Source organism: Streptomyces sp. NPDC002994, assembly GCF_040611155.1.
GTDB lineage: Bacteria > Actinomycetota > Actinomycetes > Streptomycetales > Streptomycetaceae > Streptomyces.
The window spans coordinates 217,515-235,561 of sequence record NZ_JBEXNQ010000011.1 but is presented as its reverse complement, the minus strand read 5'-3'; the positions used below and the strand labels follow the sequence as shown (position 1 = coordinate 235,561).

The window sequence follows — 18,047 nt, the reverse complement described above, 5'->3', positions numbered from 1 at the left end:
CGGGGACGGCGTCCTTATGCATGTCGGGGGGTTGTTGGTACCCGGGGAGAACGGGGAGAGCCGTAATGACCACCGCTGAGCCCACGCGCGCCGAGGGCGGGGACCGTAACCGGGACGAGGGCGGGCGTAACCCGGGCGGCACACGGGGTGGCCAACAGGGCGGTATACGGCTGAGTCCGGAGGCGGACGATCCCCAGTGGCCCGAACGGCCCGAGCCGGCAGCGCGCGTGCGCGTGTCCGCGCCGACGCCCCCCGTGGCCCCGGACGACGACCGCCCGCGCCGCTTCCTCCGGCACCCCGTCACGATCGCGACGGCCGCCGCAGCGGTGCTGCACATCGTCTGGTTCTTCTGTTTCGCGAACAGCGGCGGCGACCTCGCGGCGCAGGACGCCTGGGCCGAGTTCGTCGGCCGCCACCCCGACTCGGCGTACAACCTCGCCTGGTACGGCGGGATGCACCCGGTGTCGTACAGCGTCGTCTCGCCGTATCTGATGTCCGTCCTCGGTGTCCGTACGACGATGATGATCGTCGGCACCGTGTCGGCCACCCTGACCGCGCTGATCCTGGTCCGCGTCAAGGCGGTCCGCAATCCCCTGTGGTGTTCGCTCGCCGGGGTCTTCGCCTTCCTCTGCAACGCCCTCTCCGGGCGCGTCACCTTCGGCCTCGGCATGATGTTCGCGCTCGGCGCGGTGGCCGCGGTGTTCTGCTGGCCGCGCCGCTGGGCCGCCAACCGGTGGGCGAAGGCGGCCGTCGCCGCGCCGCTGGCCGGGCTCGCCACGGCGAGCAGCCCGGTCGCGGGTCTGTTCCTCGGCGTCGTCGCGGCCGCGCTGTTCCTCAACAAGCGCCGCCCCGGGGCGTACGCGCTGGGCGTGGCGCCGGTCGTCGTCGTCGCCCTGTCCTCCTGGCTGTTCCCGTTCTCCGGTACGCAGCCGATGTCGCTGGCGACGGCTTCGCTGCCGTGCCTGTTCGGCGTCCTGGTGCTCGTGCTCGTCCCGAGCGACTGGAAGACGGTCCGCGCGGCAGCCGCCGTCTACTCCGTCGGGGTGCTGCTGACCTGGCTGATCGACTCTCAGATCGGCAGCAACGTCTCACGGCTGGCGATGGTGTTCGCGGGTGTCGTGCTGCTGGCGGCGCTGCCGTTCGTCGCGCCGCGGACGCTCAAGTGGTACGCCGTCGTGGTGGCCTCCGTCGGCTTCGTCGTCTGGGTCGGCATCAAGACCGTCGACGACGTCATACGCACCGCCCCGACGGCGTCCTGGGCGCGTGAGCTGGCGCCGCTGGTCAACCAGTTGCAGGAGGTCGGCGCGGAGAAGGGCCGGGTCGAGGTGGTCCCGGCCAGCAGCCACCGGGAGGCGTCGGCGCTCGCTCCGTACGTCAATCTGGCGCGCGGCTGGAACCGGCAGGCCGACATGGAGCGCAACCCGCTCTTCTACGACGACACGCTGCACAGCGACACGTACCGGGAGTGGCTGGACCGCTGGGCCGTGCACTACGTCGTGCTGCCCAAGGGCGCCCCGGACTCGGCCGGCGGCGCGATCGAGGAAGCGGATCTCGTACGCGCGGGCCAGCCGTACCTCAAGCCGGTCTGGAGCGACGCCAACTGGCAGCTCTTCCGCGTCGACGACCCGACGCCGCTGGCCGACCCGCCCGCGACGGTGGACCGCGCGGGCGCGGGTGAGCTGACGATCCGGGTGCGGAGCGCGGGCCGGGTGCTGATCCGTATCCCGTACTCGCCGTGGCTGGGCCTGGTCGACGCCGAGGGGGAGCGCGTCGAACCGCCGAGCGAGACACCGGAGTCGAAGCTGCGGGGCGACGCGACGGACCGGACGTTCACCAACCCGAACGGCTGCCTGATGAAGGCGGAGGAGGACGCGGCGGGAGACGAGTGGACACAACTGCTCGCGCCCGCCCCCGGGGTGTACCGGCTGGCCGCGCCGTACGGGCTGACCCGGGGCACGGCCTGCCCGGAAGAGCTGCGCTGACCGCCCGGGGCGTCTCCGCCCCGGACCCGCCCGTACGCCGTGCGCCTACACCCGCTTCGCGCTGCGCAGCGTGCTCGCGTAGTAGCCGTTGCCGTCCAGGCGTGACGTGCCGCCCTTGTCGCCGATCGTCGGCCCGTTGATCTCTTCGCGGCTCGACACGAAGATCTTGTGGCCGTCGGTGTCATGGCCCATGAAGATGCCGACGTGGTCCATCCGGTCCTTGGTGCGCGCGTCGAGCTTGAAGAAGACCAGGTCGCCCGGCTGTAGTACGTCGATGGACTTCGGCCGCGACTCCGGGCCGACCCCCTCCAGCTTGATGACGTCGGTGCCGAGCTTCGAGCGGGCCATGCCGTTGGCGGTGCGCGGCAGGCCGTCGCCCAGCTTGTCGGTGGCCATCAGCGGGAACCGGCCCCGGTAGCCGAAGACCGTACGGATGAAGCCGGAGCAGTCCATGGAACGGGCGCGCATCGCTTCGGGCTGCATCGTGGTGCCGTCGCGGAAGGTGTACGGGATGCCGAGGTAGTCGTAGAAGTCGGACTCCTCCAGGCGGTAGTCGTTGCCCGGCGTGCCTTCGGGGTTGATGGGGCCGAAGTTGGCGTCGCCCGCGTACGAGATGCCCTCGGAGTCCTTCTTCACGGGGGCCTGGTCGACGTACTGGAAGGCGATCGCGAAGAGGTCGTCCTCCTTGCTGCCGAAGAACTCCTTGAACCAGTCCTTGAACCACTGCTCCTTCTCGGCGCCCTTGTGCCACGGCTCCGGCATCAGCCGCACCCAGTTCTCGGTGACGACCCGGGTCTTGGTGCTCGTGGGTTCGGTGAAGGAGCGGCTGGGGCCGGTGAGGGTGGCGGTGCGTGCGTCGTCGGTGAAGGTGGCCAGGATCGCACCGCCCTCGCCGCGCAGGAGGGTACGGGCCGGGCTCTTCAGCCGTTCCCAGGTCTGCTTGCCCGAAGCCAGGCCCGAGCCCGAGGACTTGAGGGCGGGCGTGTCGGTGACCGCCTGGACGGCGGGGGCCTTCGCCTGCTCCTCCTTGCGGAGTTCCACCGTGAGGTACGCGCTGCCGGCGAGCAGGGCGAGCACGGTGGCGGCGTGCAGCGCCTGGCGGGGGCCGCGCTTGGTCTTGGCACTCATGAGGTCAGCTCCGTTCGGACGGGTGGCGGTCAGACGGTCGGCAGCGCGCCGAGGAGAATTCCGGCGGTGAGGACGACGTACGCCATGAGCGTCACCGAGCCGGTGGCGAGCAGGGTCGCGCCCTTGGGCTGGCGGACGAGCTGATAGGCGATCAGGCCGGGGACGATGAAGCCGAGCGTCTGATTCGTGTACATCAGCGGGAATTCCATCGACAGGACGATCATCAGGGTCGCCTGGAAGAGGACACCGGTGAGGACCACGGCGGAGAACAGCCGCTTGCCGTAGAGGATCACCACGCGCTGGACGGCGAGGGTGGCGACGTACGTCAGGACGGTGACGCCGACGACCATGGCCGCGCGCTGGAGGTCCTCGACGAGGGTCAGGGCCAGCCAGCCCGGGGTGATCATTCCGCCGGGCGACAGATTGGTGGTCAGGTAGCAGACCAGCGAGAACATCAGGCCCAGCGCGATGCCGATCGCGGCGATCTCAGGCGTGAGTACGGACGGGATCAACGGGGTTCTCCTGGGTTCTGCTGCTGGACCTGGTCCACCGGCCGGGCGGGCTCGAACATGCCGCGCTGGGGCCGTGGTGCGGTGGGGGGTGCGGGGGGTGCGAGGTCTGCCGGGTGACCGGACGTGTCGGCGTCACCGGTGCGCCGCCGCCGCGGTACGGACGGCAGGGGGGCGGGGTGCTGGGGTGCGGGCTCCTGGGCTGCCGGACGCTGTCGTACGGGCTGCGGAGGCGCGGACTGGTACAGGGCGGCCGACTGGTGCGGCTGCGGCTCGTACGGCTGCGGCTCGTACGACTGTGGCTCGTACGGCTGGGGCTCGGGCTCGTACGAGTCGTACGGCTGCTGCTCCGCCCGGTACGGGGCGGGCTGCTGCTGGTAGCGCGCCTCGTACGCCTCCGAGTACGGCTGGTACGGGTCGATGTACGGCTTGTACTGCTGGAGGGCCAGCGTCTCGTCGTCCCGGGCGGCGGGCCGCGCCGACTGTGCGGGGAGATGTGCCGTGGGCCCTTGCGCGTCGGCGCGCGTACCGGAGGCGGCCACACCGGTGGCAGACCCGCCGGCCGGAACATCGTCCGCCGTCTCGTCCGCCGGCAGTTCCGCGAGGTGCTCCAGCAGCACCTCGCCCTGTCCGTGGATGTTGCCGATGGCGACCAGCGACGAGTCCGGGCCGAGCTCCCCGAGCAGCAGGCCCATGAAGTCGTCGGCCGCCCGGCGGTCACCGCCGAGGTCCACCGCGCGGTCCCGCCACTCGGCGGGGATCGCGTCGATGGCGCTCTTCGCCGGGTGGCCGATGACGAACACCTTCTCCGGCTGGAGGTCCGGGATGATCGCGCCCATCTGGCCGTTGCGCTCCACGCGGTCCGGCCGGCAGTTGATGACGACGTGCAGCGGCCGGCTGATGGCGTCGAGGTCCAGCAGCTGGTTGATGTTCATCAGCGTCGACTCGGGGTCGTTCGCCGCGAAGACGTTCGCGAACCGCAGCCGCTTGCCGTCGGGGGTGGCGTACCGCTCGACCGAAAGCACACCCGGGTCCGGCGGCGCGTCGTACATCCCCTTGAGCGCCGTCCCGCGCTCCACACCCAGCAGGTCGGCGACGGTCAGCGCGATCGCCACGTTCTCCTTGAAGGTGAACCAGCTGAAGCCGCGCAGCTCCTCGTCGGTGACGATCTCCGGATCGGCGTAGATCAGCTTGCAGTCACGCGCGTCCGCCTCCTCCTGGAGGATGTGGAAGCGGTCCTGCTCCGCCGTGACGCAGATGCCGCCGTGCGGCATGGAGCGCGACAGGGAGCGCGCCACGTCGTCGAGGGTCGGGCCCATCTCGGCCAGGTGGTCCTCACGGACGTTGCACAGCACGCCGATGGTGGACCGGATCAGCTTGGACTGGTTGATCTCCTGGAGGGCGGGCATGACGGCCATGCACTCGATGACCAGAGCGTCCGGGTTGTACGACGCGGCGCGCCGCACGATGCCGATCTGCTCCACCACGTTGGCGATGCCGAACTTGCGGTAGACGGGCTCCTCGGTGGCGTCCGGGTGGATGAACCGGGCCGCCGTGCCGGTGGTCTTGGCGACGGTGACGAGGTCACCGCCGCGCAGCGCACCCGCGCACAGCCGGGTGATGGAGCTCTTGCCGCGGATGCCGTTGACCAGCACGCGGGTGGGGATCCGCTCCAGGTTGATGAAGTGGCGGCGCTGTTCGACGACGCCGGCCGCCAGCAGAACAGCGCAGCACACCATCAGAACGGTGTAGAGGAAGAGCACGCCGATCAGTTCCTTCCGGCGGAGATGGTCGTGGAGGGCGCACCGTCCCGCTTGCGCTGTTCCTGGAGCTGCTGGCGCAGGAGTTCCAGGCTGCGGACGACCGCGCCCACCTCGTCGTGGTGGCGCGGGTAGAGAACGGTGCGGCGGTCCCCGTCGGCGAGTGCTTCGGACTGCCGCGCGAGCTCGCGCAGCGGACGTACGACGACGATGTGCAGCCAGCCCAGGCAGGCGGCGGCCGCGGTGATACCGAGCAGCCCGGCCAGGACCGTGCGGTTCTGGAGGTTGTACTCGGGGATGGCAAGGCCGGAGGCGGGCTGCCAGCTGACGACGGTCCAGCCGAGCGACTTGGCGGCGCCGCCGCCGACGAACGGCGCGGCCGCGGCGAGCTGTACGCCGTCGCCGTCGCCGTCCCGGTAGAGGACACCGCTGGCGCGGGCGCTCATGCCGACCTTCTGGTTGGTGCCCGCGACGAAGGATTCGAGCCGCTCGTCGGGAAGCTCTTCGAAGGCCCGGTAGCCGGTGTTGCCGCCGATGATCTGCCACTTGGCGTCGACGACCCGGACCTGGCCGAGTCCTGGCCGCTTGAGCAGCGAGTTGATGAAGTCGATACGGAACTCGCCGACCACGCGCGCTCCGTCACGGCCCGGGATCTCGGCCTGCCCGGCGACGACCGGCTGCTTGCCGGAGTCGTTGAGGAGGCTGAGCTGCTGTTCGGTGGTGGAGAGTTTGGCGGACTCCTGCTGCGGCTCTCCGCCGGCGCTGGTGATGACCTTGCCGTCGGCGGAAAGGACGTACAGCGACTCGTAGCGAAGATGTTCGGCGCGGGTGCGCTCCAGGACCTTCTTCATGTCGTCGGGCGAGGTGCGGTCACCGATGAGGGAGGCGACCGACACGAGGTCGGCGTGGCCCTCGTTGAGCGCGCGCCGGACCCGGTCGGTCAGGGTCTCGGTGCGTTCGCGCTGGTCATTGACCATCTGTTCGGGTACGACGACGGTGGAGTCGGCGCGGTTGAGCAGTAGCAGCATCGGGGCGGACCAGGCGAGCAGCAGCACCGCGCAGACGGCTATGAGCCCGCGGCTGCCGAACCGGCCGCGCCTGCCGGGGCCTTCGGTGGCGGTGCTGTCCACCGGTGCGCCGATGAGCTGGCGGCGTACCCGCTCCAGGGCGTGTCCGATCCGGGCGGCCTCGCCGTGCGACGGCGTGTTCACCGGCCGGGTCAGGTCGCCGCGGGTCAGGCGCCTGCTCTCCAGGAAGAGCCGGATCAGGGGGCGTTGGACCGTACCGAGGAGAAGCGCCACGGCCAGTGCCCCGATGACGAGGAGGGAGCCGGCGGCGAGCAGGCCGAACAGCGGTCCGGCGGAACGGGTGGGGTCCTCGGCCACCTCGACCATGGCGACCACGGTGAGGCCGAGGCTGGTGGCGACGGTGCTCTCACCGGCCTCGGGGCCGGCGAGCGTCGCGTAGCCGGCGACGGCGCGGTCGCCCTGGGACTCGGTGCCGTACAGGCTGCCGCTGACGCCGAGGAATCCGCCGGAGCCGGGTTCCTTGGACTTGAGGGGGTGCTGCATCGCCTTGATGGCGGCGGTCTTCGCGAAGGCCTTGAGCTCCTTCTCGGACCGTTTCACGACACCGCGCTGGAACTCGCTCTGGGCCTGCTCGGGCTCCTCGATGCCGTCGCTGCTGAGGATGCGACCCTCGCTGTCGACGACGGCGATCGCGCGGAACTGGCCGAGCGCGATGCCGGGGAAGCGGAGGCTGTTGGACGCGATCAGCAGCTGCTGGGGGCGTCCCTCCCAGGACAGCAGGGCGAAGGAGAGCAGTCGGGTCTCGCCGTTCTGCAGCCGCACCATGCGGGGGCTGAGGCCGTTCTCCTCGCGGAGTTTGGTGGTGTCGACCGCGGTGACCGGGACGTTCTCGCCGCGGGCGGCGAGCAGCTTGCCGGACTTGATCTCCAGTACGGCCGTGCCCGTCCACTTCTGGTAGACGCTGCCGATCTTGTCGAGTACGGCGTCGGGCGAGACCGGGTCCGAGGCGTTGAAGAGGCCGGCGGTCCGGTTGAGGTCGGTGACGCTCTCGTCGATGGAGGCGCGCAGCGCGACCGCGCCGTCCTCGGCGAAGTGCTTCTGAGACGTCAGCACGGCCTTGGGTACGAGGTCCTGGTCGGCTTTGCCGAGGCCCAGGGCGGTGATCCCCGCCAAGGTGAGCAGCAGGGCCGAGAGGGCCGCGATGGGCGGGCGGATGCCACCCAGGAGCGACATGTCGGCGCGGCGACGGACCTTGTGCCGCCGCGTCGCGGGCGAAGCGGCCATGAGTGTTCACCTTCAGTTTCTGGGCAACAGCGGGTAAGGGCGTGCGGTGGGTCTGGCTCTGGGGCTGGGTCTGCTGGGCGTGACGCGGTGTCGGTCGGGACGCCGCACAGGCCACCGGAGCGTCATGACTCGCGAGGGCCCACGAATGGTTGTACGAAAGCCGCCCGGTGTGACGCGCGTTACGTCTGTGTTTCGTCAGCCCGGCAGGTCCTGGAGTGGCCTCAGGCCGTCCTTCGAGGCTCCCCGGTTGAGCATGGTTCCCTGGGTGCGCTCGAACGCGAGCCGGTAGCGGGCCCGCTCCTCGTCCGACAGGTCCTTGTCGTCGCGCAGCGCCTCGGCGACGTTCAGGAGGCGGTGGTCCTTCACCCCGGGTGTCTCCCCGGCGCCGTCCGGGTCCGTGCCCGCGTCGCCTGCCCCGGCTGCTTCGGCCGCCTCGCCCGGGTCCGGCGGAATGGTGACGAGCGTCGGCACGTAGCGCGCCTGCACGTCCCAGTCGCCGTCCTTCTTCCGGAACTCGAACCAGCCGATGATGCCTTCCTCGGTGAGACCGGTGGGCACGTCGTGGCGGGCCAGCTGGTTGCCGAGGCCGTACGCGACCCAGGTGCCGTCGATCTTCTCCATCGGCTGCACCACATGCGCGTGGTGGCCGATCACCAGGTCGATGCCGGTCTCCTCGGCGAGCCTGCGGGCCAGCTTGAGCTGCGGGGTGCCCGGCTCCGGGTGGTGCTCACGGCCCCAGTGGATGCTCAGGATCACCACCTCGGCTCCGGCTGTACGGGCGGCCTTCTCCGCGGCCGCGATGTCGTCGAAGGAGGTCTTGTTGGCGAGCCACGGCTTGTCCGCGGGTACTTCGCGGCCGTTGAAGCCCAGGGTGTACGAGAGCTGCGCGACCTTGACGCCCTTGACGTCGAGGATCAGCGGCTTCTCGCTCTCCGCGCGGGTGCGGGCCGAACCGGTGTGCTTGAGTCCGGCCGAGTCGAGGGCGTCCAGCGTGCGCCGCACTCCGGCGGGGCCGTGGTCGAGGACGTGGTTCGAGGCGGTCGAGCAGGTGTCGTAACCGACGTTCTTGATCGCGGTGGTGATCTGCGGCGGAATGAGGAAGTCCGGGAAGCTCTGGAACGGCCCTTCCGGCTTGCCCACGACCGGTTCGAAGTGGCAGATCCCCAGGTCGGCCTTGCTGATGACGGGCTTGATGCCGGCCATCGTCCGGTCGAAGTCGATGCCCGTCCCGGCTGCGTTCTTGGCGTCCCTGGCGTCCTTGCGTGCCTGGTCCGTCAGCTGCGGGTGGATCAGGATGTCGCCCGCCGCGGCGACGGTGAACGCCGGAGGGCCGCTCGCCTCGGCGGCGTCGTCCGTGTCCAGGAGTCCGCAACCTGCCGCTGTGGCCGCCAGAAGGGCAAGGGCGACAGCGCGGGGTATGCCGGGCAAGTGGGGATGTCTCATCACGATGGTATTTTCGCCGCCCTATGACACGGATCCCGACCATGAAGCTAACGATTCTGGTAACTCTGCTGGTCACGGTGGTGGCTGTGGCGGTTGTCACCATGAACACTTCCTCACAAAAGGGTGATTCAGGCGTAAGCGACAACACACCCGATCCACGCCGCAATGGGATCGATCTGGACCGCCGGATCAACACGTTCGCCACCGAGATCGTCGCGGACTCCGGGTACCGCCCACCCAGCCGCGTGGAGCGCCGCACCGTCGCCGAGGGCGTCGGGCTCCTGGTCGACGGCCGGCGCGCGGAGGCGGGCCGGAAGCTCGCCGAAGTCGATTTCGGGGTCCGTACGCTCACGGACAGGGCCACCGGCCGGCGGTACGCCGAGGTGGCCGACGCGGCTGGGGAGGCCAATCGGGGCTGGGGCCGGGTGTACGTCGGGCTCGGGGCCCCCGTCCGCTGGTCGGTGCAGGTTCCGCACCCCGTGGCCGACGCCGACAGTGAACGGCTCGGGTCCGGCGTACTGACCGGGCAGCCCGGGGGCGTACTGGTGGTCGCGGGTGCGCACCGGAGAGCGGGCCGGGGTGACGCGGCCGATGTCGCACACCGGCGCGACACGGTCTTCCACGCCGTGTGCGACGAGCTCGCGGAGCGCCGGCTGCCGGGTGTGCAGCTGCACGGCTTCGCGGACAGCACCGAACCGGACTACGACGTGATCGTGTCCACGGGCAGGGACCGGAGCGCCGAAGCGCGCGAGAGCGGCCGCCGGCTGGCGCGGGCGCTGGGCGGCCGGGACTTCGAGGTGTGCCGGGCGTGGGCGCGCAAGTGCGTGCTCGAAGGCCGCGAGAACAAACAGGGCCGGGCCGCGGCCGAACTCGACGTACCGTTCCTGCACGTCGAGTTCAGCCACTCGGTACGCTCCGACGCGGAGCGGGCCGGGCAGGCGGTGGCGGCGGTGCGCAGCGCGGTGGCGGGCTGGATGTAGCCGCAACGCGGCAAGTTCAGCCCCTCCGGCGTTTGAGGAGCGGGGTCTGGGGCGGAGCCCCAGGAGGGCCCGCCGCAGGCGCCTCGCCCTACTGCCCCCCGCCCGGTGGCGCCGCGCACACCGACGGGACCCGGGGCGTGCCCAGTTCGCGGTGGCGTGCCGTCTCGTCGTCGAGCTGCCGCAGCAGGCCCGTCAGGAGCTCCGCGTCCTCCGGCGCCGCCAGGAACTCCAGCACCGCCCGGTAGAACGCGCCCCGTACCCCCGCCGGCATCACGTCCGACGCGTCCGCGCACAGCCGCTCCGCCCCCGTCAGCGTCTCGTTCACCGCCCGGTTCGCCCAGGCGTCGCCGTACGAGCCGACGGAGACCGGGAAGAACGGCCGGTTGCTTTCCGGCACCGCCCGCGCCCAGGTGGCCCGCGCCTCGTCGCCGGTGAGGAAGGTGATGAGGGACCGTGCGCCCCCGGTGTCCCGGAACATCGCCGCCATGTCACCCGCCACCTCGTACGCGCCCCGGTTGTTGTCGAGCTCCGCGACGGCCTCCGTGGTCGGGGCGTACGCGACGTCCTTGCCGTACAGCCGCCGGACGAAACTGCCCTGGTGCTCGCGCCCGCACCCGTCACCGGTCCGCTTCAGCAGGCCTTTGCCGTCGTTGCCCTCGAAGTCGCTGCGCAGAGCGGCGTCGGCCCGCGACCCGATCAGCCGGCCCCACGTCTTCCACGCTTCGCGCACTTCCTTGCTGCCCCAGGCCAGTTCGCCGGTCGCCCACTGTTCGTACACCGCCGGGCCCGATTTCTGGAGCAGGATGTCCTCGATCCAGTCGCTGCCCGGCCACCCCGTCGTCGCGCCGGAGCCCATGCCGATGCACCAGTTGCCCCGTTGGGCAGGGCGGCCCGGGTAGTGCCAGACGACGCTCTTGAGATCGACCTTTATGGGCGTCCAATACGTGTTCTTGCGGCCCCGGATGGTGAGTTCGGGAGCCCACGGTTCCGGGGAACGCTCGCGGACGTTCTCGGGAAGCGGTACGAGCACACCCTTGTGCGCGTATTCGGTGAGCTCGCCGAGGCTGTTCAGTACGGCGATGTCGGGCGGCGATCCGGCCTGCATCTGCGCGAGGAGCGTCTCGCGCAACGACGTCGTGCCCTGGTAGTCGACCTCGATCCCGTACTTCCCCGTGAACTGCTCCAGCACCGTCTCGAAGCTCTCCGCCTCGTCGCCGGTCCAGGGACCGAGCACGCTCACGGTGGGGGGCGGCTCCTTGGTGCAGGCGGCTGACGTCAGGGCGAGCCCGGCGAAGAGGCAGAGGGCGAGCAGCAGCCGAAGGGAGCGGGTCATCGGTGGCCCCCCGTGCGGCGCCGGGGCACGGCGTACTCGACCAGCAGCGACTGGAGCGTCCACAGGATGACTCCCGCCATCAGCGCGGTCCCGAGCGGAATGAACACCGTGCCCCGGGACCAGGCCTCGGTGTTCCCCTCCCGTAGGGCCTTGTCCATGCGGGCCTCGGCGTCGGTGATGGCGGTGGCCTCCACCGGTCTGCCGGAAGGGCCGGCCGGTGTCAGCCCGTCGGCCGCGTGCTGTACGAGCGTCTGGCTCGCGTGTGCCTGCCACGTCCCGAACGCGAGCACCGGAACGGCCGCCAGCAGCAGCGTCACCGCCGCCAGCGGAATGCTCAGCCGCAGCCGCACGCGCTGCCGCAGGAACACCTGGGTGCCCACCAGCCGTACGCCGAGCAGCGCACACGCCGTGACCGCCACCGGCCAGGCCAGCAGCGGCGCGGCTCCCCAGTCCTCCTGGCGGTCCAGCGCCGCGCCCTGCCGGGCCTGGAGCGCGGTGATCCGGTCGAGGATGCCGGACGTGCGGGCGTACATCATCCGCTCCGCGTACGAGAGGTTGGCGTGGCTCAGCTTCGGCTGCTTCGACTGGGTCCACGCTCCGTCGATGCGCAGGGCGTAGCTGTCGACGAGCCCGGACGCGATGCGCAGGGTCTGCTGGTCCTCGCGGTTCAGGGCGCCTGACGCGGCGGCCCGGGCGAGGCTGCTCTTCGCCTCGGCGACCTGGGTCCGGTACTCCTCGCCGCGCGCCAGGATGTCCGGCCACTTGTGGTTGCGGGCCCGGTAGTCCAGGTGCTCGCGTGCGGTGATGTGGGCCTCCTGGAGGGAGGTGTTGGCCCTGGCCAGTTCGACGACGGCCGGGCCGGAGCGGTCGCGGATCGACACGGAGTCGCGGTGGACTTCGTCGTACGCGCCGAAGAGCGCCGCGCCGCCGACGGCGGTCAGCGCGAGCAGCCACGCGAGCTGGCGGCGCAGGTAGCCGACGGTGCTGACGCCGTCGGCTCCGGTGGCTGAACGCCAGAACCGGCGTGGCAGGTACGTCGTCATCGGCACTCGGGTTCCTGAGGCTTCCGCTGGGTGCGCTGCGGCGGCAGCATCGTGCTGTGGGCGCGCAGCACCATCGCCGAGTTGATGTCGAGCGGCCGGATGTCCGGGCGTATCTCCACCTCGCCGGCCGCCGCGTCGATGATCCGTACGACGTCGCCGAGGCGTTGCAGCATGGGCTCGTTGCCCATCGCGTGGGCGCGGCGCACGGCTTCGCCCCAGGCCGCGCGGGCCCGGACCGGGTCGCCGGCGCGCTGGGCGGCGCGGCCCTCTTCGAGGCCGCGGACGAGGGCGTCGTGATGGGCGTAGTGCGCCACCTTGGGGTCGTACGTGCTGTAGAGGTCACGATGGCGCGTCCAGCGGACCAGGAGCGGGCGCGCGGGCGGCAGTTGTGGCGCGATGCCTTCGTCGTCCCGCGCCTCCCGGACCACCTTCAGGTCGGCCAGCCACAGCGCCCGGTCGACGGGATCCTGTGGCGTACGGGAAGCGGCGACGCACACCAGGTACTCGCGGGTCTCGTCGCCCCACGGCGGCGTACGGAATTCCAGGCACCGGTCGCTGATCGTCACCCGGTCCGCGAGCAGGTCGCGGCGGGTGGGGTGGACCTGCTGGACGGTCAGCGGGGCGCTGCCGGGGCGGTGGGTGAGGCGCAGGCGCAGGCCGGTGAGGTGCCGGCCGGCCGATTCGGCGGTGACGGCGCGGAACTCGCCGGGCAGCGCGTCGAGGTCGCGTACGGCGTCGGCCTTGCCGTCGAGGCCGCCGGCGACCAGCTGGAGCTCGTCGGGGTCCCAGTCCTCGCCGATGCCCAGCGCGTCACAGGTGAACAAGCCCTGGCAGGCCGCGACTTCGGCCGCGAGGGCGGCGTGCTCCTCGTGTTCGTTACGTCCGTCGCTGAGCAGCAGCGCGTGCCGGACGGCGGCGGTGGGGCGTGGCCCGAACAGCTCGCGGGCGAGGGCGAGCCAGCTGCCGATGGCCGTGCCGCCACTCGGTGCGAGGCGGGCGATGGCCTCCTCGGCCTCCTTGCGGGTGGTGGCGTCGGCGCGTACCGGAGTCGTCGCCGACGGGCCGGAGCCCGTGGGGTAGACCAGCTCCGCGGTGTGGCGTCCGGCGACGATCGCGAAGTGCGTGCCGTCGGGCAGTGCGCGTACCGCTTCCGTCGCCGCGTCCTGGGCGGCCCACAGCTTCTCGCGCGGGTAGCCCATGGAGGCGGAGCAGTCGAGGAGCAGCACCTCGGCCCGGGAGGGGGGTGCCGGCGCCGCCGCCCCTTCCCGGGCCGCTGCCAGGTCCACCGTCACGGTCACCACGGCGCACATCCGCGTCCCGCCCTCGCCGCCGCGCTCCACCGAGACGTACGGCTGCTGGCTCACTTCGAGGGAGACGGCTCCCGTGCTCCCGGTGAGGGCGCCTGCGCCTGCGCCTGCGCCTGCGCCTGCGCCTTCCATGTCTTTCGTATCCGGCGCATCTTCTGTGCGGTCCTGAGCCATGTGTGCTCCTTGTGTGTCCAGCGCAGTGGCCGAATCCCGTTCGCCAGGTCGAGCAGCGCGTGTGCCCGCACGTCACCGGCCTGCTGGGAGAGGCCCCGGTACGCCTCCTCCAGGCGTCTGCGCAGCCTGTTCTCGGTGAGGTCCTCGTCCTGGACGCGCTCGCGCAGTTCCGCCAGCCGCCGCGCCCCGCCACCGCTGTCCAGGCCGCCGGGCGCCCCGCAGACCCAGTCCAGGACGACCTCCCTGATGTGTGTCTCCAGCCGCAGCACCGCGTGCCGGTCCGTCAGCCCCTCCTCCTCCTGCAACTGCGTGACCCGGGCGAGCGCGGTGACGATGGACTCCAGGGGCGGCGGCGCGCCGTCCGGGGGCCGCCGGCCCGCCAGGATGCGTACGATCGCGGTCCGCGCGGCGGTGCGGTGCCGCGAGTCCTTGGGTACGTGCTCCAGGATGTCCAGCGCCTTTTCGCGCTCCTCTCGCGCGAGATGGATGCGGGCGAGCCCGAAGGCCGCGCTGCCCAGGGAGTGGTTACGGAGCCACACCGCCTCGTAGTAGTCCCTGGCGCGGCCCGGTTCGCCGAGCCGTTCGTGGCAGTAGCCGAGGGCGAGCTTCGGGGCGTACTCGCCGGGGAGCGAGTCGTAGACGAGGTCGAACTCCTCGCGGGCCTCGGCGATGCGGTCGTGGTCGAGGTGCAGCAGCCCGGTGTGCCAGCGCAGGCGCCAGTCGTGCGGGGCCATGGCACCGACGAGGCGGGTGGCGAGGTCGAGTTCGTCGCGCGCCCGCTCGTGGTGATGGATGCGCCAGTGGCTGCGGCGGGCGAATTCGCGGCGGGCCAGGCCCAGGTGCAGGCGGCAGCGCAGGAGGTGCAGTTCCGGGGACGGTGTCCAGTCCGCGAGCAGTTGCAGCAGGCCGGGTGCGTCGTACGAGATGCGGGCGAGGGAGGCCGCGTGCGGGTCGTCGGGGTCTGCCTTGGGTACGGGCAGGCCCGCCGCGACCTCGTCGGGGGAGGGGCGTGCGGCGATCAGGGGGAGGCGGTGCGTGCCGTACGCCCAGCGGTCGAGGGCGGGGGCCTGGCCGAGACCGCCGTCGAGTGCCGCCGACGCCGGTTCGAAGAGGCGGGAGGGCTCGAAGGTCTCCGTACCGAGCCGTAAGGAGCGCAGTTCGCGGATGACGCCGCGCAGTTGGAGCGACATCTCGGCGGCCGTCGCGAACCGTTTGCGCGGCTCAGCGTCGGTGGCGCGGGCGAGCGCGCGGTGCAGGGACTCGGCGCCGAGGCCGGGGGCCGGGTGGTGGGCGGAGTCGGCCAGCTCGCGCAGGGTCACACCGACGCTGTAGAGGTCGGACTGCGGGTACGCCCGGCCGTCCTGCTCGACCTCGGGGCCCTTGTAGTCGTCGGTGTACGGCCCGGGAGCCCCGAACTCCCGCACCCCGCCCACATCGATGATCTTGATGCCGTCGCCGCAGTGCATGACGTTGTCCGGCTTCATGTCGCCGTACACCTTGCGCTCGTGCGTGTGCAGATAGCCGAGCGCGTCGAGGATGCGGATCCCGTAACTGACGATGAACTCGTGCACGCGCGGCCCGGCGAACGGCTCCTCGTCGCGCGCGATCCGCTCCGCGATCTGGTGCAGCGCCATGCCGCCCGCGAACTCCATCACGATGTAGTCGGTGCCGGTGGGGCGGTGCGTCGCGTAGTTGATGACGCGGATGATGTCCTTGTGGTTGAGGTCGGTGAGGTGCCGGCGCTCGCGCAGCGCGACCTCGCGGGCCAGTGAACTGTGCGGGTTGCGCAGGCCCTTGAGGGCTACGGGCCGGTTGTAGAGCTGGGCGTCCTCGGCGAGATAGACCCAGCCGAGGCCGCCGTGGGCGATGGGGCCGACGACCTGGTACTGGTCGGCGAGTACGTCGTCGCCGGACAGCTGGGGCTGGAGCGCGTACGGCGTACCGCAGCTGCAGCGCCCCTCGGACGTCACGACGCCGATGAGCTCCGTGCAGTCGGGATTGCCGCAGCGCATGACGTGGGAGGAGGGCTGGTCCTCGGCGGAGTCGACGAGGAGGGCGGGGTCGGGGACCTCGACGTGGGGCAGGTCCATGAGGCGGTCACCGGCGGGGGAGAGGACGAACTGAGCGGCGGCGGGCGCCTTCTCCGGCGCTTCCTTCACGTCCCTTGTTTTCGTTACGTCATCGTCCACGGGCAGGCCGGTGAGATCGCAGAAGCCGGTTTCGGTGACCTGCCCGGTGCACCCGGGGTGCGGACACGCCCTCGTGCTCATTGCTGCCCCGTTTCGAGCGCCTTGCGGGCCGCCTGTACGAACCGCTCGACCGCCGCTTCCGCCACTGTCAGCTCGCACGGCCCACCGGTCAGCAGCCGCTGCGCCTCCTGGTGCAGGGAGGCCGCCGCCTCGGTGATGCCGTGGGCGGCGAGGCGGGCCTGGTGACCGTCGAGGAGGCCGCGCAGGTCCTGGTGGCGGGCGAGCTGCCCGGTCAGCGCCCGGTGGGCGGTCTCCGCCTCCAACAGGGCTGTCTCCACGGTCCTTTCGACGTACGACAGCTTGACGAGGAAGCCGGTCGTGCCCTGCTGCGGATCGGCTTCGAGGCGGGCGGCCTTGAGCTCCAGGTCAGGGGCGTACCGGGGGACGGACGGCAGCGGGCTGACGCAGGTCGCCGCCCGCCGGCGTAACTCCCGGGCGCGTTCCTCCGTACGGGCGAGAGCTGCGACGCGGCGGCCGATGCGCTCCAGCCAGCGCTGGGGGCGCGTGGCCGGATCGAGGAGGAGTTCGTACGTACGGTGCAGGGCGGGCGAGTCGAGCTGCCGGAAGACGAGCAGGAGGCGCCCGCCGCGCCGCACCAGCGTGTGCAGCAGCTCGACCGTCTCCAGCGGCTGGAGGGCGTCGTCCACGCCGCGGGCCACGGTGGTCAGCGGCAGGGCGTCGGCGGCGATGCGCGCGGGCAGGGGCAGCAGCCCGGGGCCGTCGAGCGCCATGCCTTCGGCGATCTCCTCGGCGATCTGCGCGGGCGTTTTGCCGCCGGCGTCGAGGGCCAGGTCGAGGCTGCCGGGGCGGGGGGAGGTACCGGTGTGGTCGGGGCGGGAGGTGGTGACGGAGGTGCGGGGGGAGCGTTCGCGGTCGGCGAGGGTGAGGGTGGTGCGCAGGGCGAGGGCGGCGTCCTGGTCCTCGTCCCGTACGAAGGTGATTTCCACGTCGGCCAGGTCGTCCTCGCCCGCCAGCCAGCGGGTGAGCCAGCGCGCGAATCCGCGGTCGGGGGCGGGGCGGGGGGAGGCGGGCCCGGCGGACGCGGGGCCGGGATCCGGGTCGTCGTGACCGGTGGTGAGGGTGGCCGGGACCGGGGGCCGGCCGCTCACGCAGCGCTCGCGCACGAGGTCGAGGTGCTTGACGATCGTGCCGGTCGGGATCATGTAACCGTGCCGGTAGTGCGCACCCTCGCGCTCGGAGTCGAGCTTGCTGACGACGATCCCGATGACGCGGCCGGTGCGGTTGTCGACGACGCCGGCGCCGCTGAAGCGCCGCATGAGGGTGTCGGCCTCCGTGACCGGATCGATCTGCACCCACTCGTCGCCGGGCCCGCCAGGGCCCTTGATGAGCGCTTCGGCCCACTTGCCGCCGGTGATGCGGGAGGGGTAGCCGGCGAAGTGGACTCGGCGGTTCCAGATGGTCGGCAGCCGGTGGAGGGTGGCGTGCGAGGCGACCGGAGGTGGCCCGTCGAGCTGGAGGAGTGCGAGATCGCCGGTGTGGTCGTCGGCGCGCGGGACCCAGTGTTTCGGTACGACGGTGGCGCGCAGCGAGCACGAATCGGCGCTTCCGGAGCCGGGGAACTCGACCGTCACGGCCGGTTGGTGATCGTCGGTTCCGGCGATCCGGATGACATGTGCGCAGGTCAGCACGAGCCCGTCGCCGAGCAGCACGCCCGCTCCGAGCACCTGGCCGCGCGGGTCGGCGGTGCGCAGCCGTACCCGCCAAGTTTCTTGATCAGTACGGAAGTTGGTCTCATTGATTGGCACCCCCATGCTGTACCAGCGTAGTCGCAGCAGGTGACAATGGGGCCTTGGCTGCAGCGGGGGG

12 protein-coding genes are annotated in these 18,047 nt (G+C 71.5%); 2 read left to right on the top strand and 10 right to left on the bottom strand.

Going from position 1 to position 18,047, the window contains the following annotated elements; genetic code table 11:
* The first annotated feature begins 65 nt into the window (after window positions 1-65).
* Window positions 66-1,982: an MFS transporter gene (locus tag ABZX79_RS17475; protein ID WP_355257632.1), complete on the top strand. Its 1,917-nt coding sequence runs from the start codon at window positions 66-68 to the stop codon at window positions 1,980-1,982.
* Window positions 1,983-2,027: 45 nt separating this feature from the next.
* On the opposite strand, the gene ABZX79_RS17470 is transcribed toward ABZX79_RS17475, so the two are convergent.
* The 5 genes from ABZX79_RS17470 to ABZX79_RS17450 all read right to left on the bottom strand — a co-directional run bounded on the left by ABZX79_RS17470 (window position 2,028) and on the right by ABZX79_RS17450 (window position 9,134).
* Complete coding sequence (locus ABZX79_RS17470; RefSeq protein WP_355257629.1) at window positions 2,028-3,110, bottom strand: NlpC/P60 family protein; 1,083 nt, start codon at window positions 3,108-3,110, stop codon at window positions 2,028-2,030.
* A 29-nt stretch (window positions 3,111-3,139) separates the two neighbouring features.
* Window positions 3,140-3,622: a poly-gamma-glutamate biosynthesis protein PgsC/CapC gene (locus tag ABZX79_RS17465; protein ID WP_214919524.1), complete on the bottom strand. Its 483-nt coding sequence runs from the start codon at window positions 3,620-3,622 to the stop codon at window positions 3,140-3,142.
* Window positions 3,619-5,382: a poly-gamma-glutamate synthase PgsB gene (gene pgsB / locus ABZX79_RS17460; RefSeq protein WP_355257625.1), complete on the bottom strand. Its 1,764-nt coding sequence runs from the start codon at window positions 5,380-5,382 to the stop codon at window positions 3,619-3,621. The genes ABZX79_RS17465 and pgsB overlap by 4 nt, the downstream gene beginning before the upstream one ends.
* Window positions 5,383-5,387: 5 nt before the next feature.
* The gene (locus ABZX79_RS17455) at window positions 5,388-7,640 is read right to left on the bottom strand and encodes a HAMP domain-containing protein (RefSeq protein WP_355257707.1); all 2,253 of its coding nucleotides are present in this window, start codon (window positions 7,638-7,640) and stop codon (window positions 5,388-5,390) included.
* 246 nt (window positions 7,641-7,886) lie between these two features.
* The gene (locus ABZX79_RS17450; protein WP_355257622.1) at window positions 7,887-9,134 is read right to left on the bottom strand and encodes a CapA family protein; all 1,248 of its coding nucleotides are present in this window, start codon (window positions 9,132-9,134) and stop codon (window positions 7,887-7,889) included.
* A 41-nt stretch (window positions 9,135-9,175) separates the two neighbouring features.
* On the opposite strand from ABZX79_RS17450, the gene ABZX79_RS17445 reads away from it, so the two are divergent.
* Window positions 9,176-10,114 (top strand): hypothetical protein, encoded by a 939-nt coding sequence (locus ABZX79_RS17445; protein ID WP_355257619.1) that lies wholly within the window; start codon window positions 9,176-9,178, stop codon window positions 10,112-10,114.
* 88 nt (window positions 10,115-10,202) lie between these two features.
* Here the strand turns inward: ABZX79_RS17445 and ABZX79_RS17440 are convergent, their stop codons facing one another.
* The 5 genes from ABZX79_RS17440 to ABZX79_RS17420 are packed head-to-tail and all read right to left on the bottom strand — an operon-like array spanning window position 10,203 to window position 17,992.
* Window positions 10,203-11,447 (bottom strand): extracellular solute-binding protein, encoded by a 1,245-nt coding sequence (locus ABZX79_RS17440; RefSeq protein WP_355257616.1) that lies wholly within the window; start codon window positions 11,445-11,447, stop codon window positions 10,203-10,205.
* Window positions 11,444-12,490 carry a hypothetical protein gene (locus ABZX79_RS17435; protein WP_355257614.1) on the bottom strand — a complete coding sequence of 349 codons (1,047 nt, stop codon included), beginning with the start codon at window positions 12,488-12,490 and terminating at the stop codon, window positions 11,444-11,446. The genes ABZX79_RS17440 and ABZX79_RS17435 overlap by 4 nt, the downstream gene beginning before the upstream one ends.
* Window positions 12,487-13,854 (bottom strand): vWA domain-containing protein, encoded by a 1,368-nt coding sequence (locus tag ABZX79_RS17430; protein ID WP_355257611.1) that lies wholly within the window; start codon window positions 13,852-13,854, stop codon window positions 12,487-12,489. Before ABZX79_RS17430 ends, ABZX79_RS17435 begins: the two co-directional genes overlap by 4 nt.
* Window positions 13,851-16,241, bottom strand: a complete 2,391-nt coding sequence (locus ABZX79_RS17425; protein ID WP_355257608.1) for a tetratricopeptide repeat protein — start codon at window positions 16,239-16,241, stop codon at window positions 13,851-13,853. Before ABZX79_RS17425 ends, ABZX79_RS17430 begins: the two co-directional genes overlap by 4 nt.
* Window positions 16,238-17,992, bottom strand: coding sequence for a serine protease (locus ABZX79_RS17420; protein ID WP_355257605.1), 1,755 nt, complete (start codon window positions 17,990-17,992; stop codon window positions 16,238-16,240). The genes ABZX79_RS17425 and ABZX79_RS17420 overlap by 4 nt, the downstream gene beginning before the upstream one ends.
* Window positions 17,993-18,047 lie beyond the last annotated feature (55 nt).

What these genes read in the sequence shown, in the direction of transcription:
- ABZX79_RS17475 (WP_355257632.1), top strand. Translation starts at nt 66, where the DNA reads ATGACCACCGCTGAGCCCACGCGCGCCGAGGGCGGGGACCGTAACCGG.
- ABZX79_RS17470 (WP_355257629.1), bottom strand. Translation starts at nt 3,110, where the DNA reads ATGAGTGCCAAGACCAAGCGCGGCCCCCGCCAGGCGCTGCACGCCGCC.
- ABZX79_RS17455 (WP_355257707.1), bottom strand. Translation starts at nt 7,640, where the DNA reads ATGTCGCTCCTGGGTGGCATCCGCCCGCCCATCGCGGCCCTCTCGGCC.
- ABZX79_RS17450 (WP_355257622.1), bottom strand. Translation starts at nt 9,134, where the DNA reads ATGAGACATCCCCACTTGCCCGGCATACCCCGCGCTGTCGCCCTTGCC.
- ABZX79_RS17445 (WP_355257619.1), top strand. Translation starts at nt 9,176, where the DNA reads ATGAAGCTAACGATTCTGGTAACTCTGCTGGTCACGGTGGTGGCTGTG.
- ABZX79_RS17440 (WP_355257616.1), bottom strand. Translation starts at nt 11,447, where the DNA reads ATGACCCGCTCCCTTCGGCTGCTGCTCGCCCTCTGCCTCTTCGCCGGG.
- ABZX79_RS17435 (WP_355257614.1), bottom strand. Translation starts at nt 12,490, where the DNA reads ATGACGACGTACCTGCCACGCCGGTTCTGGCGTTCAGCCACCGGAGCC.
- ABZX79_RS17425 (WP_355257608.1), bottom strand. Translation starts at nt 16,241, where the DNA reads ATGAGCACGAGGGCGTGTCCGCACCCCGGGTGCACCGGGCAGGTCACC.
- ABZX79_RS17420 (WP_355257605.1), bottom strand. Translation starts at nt 17,992, where the DNA reads ATGGGGGTGCCAATCAATGAGACCAACTTCCGTACTGATCAAGAAACT.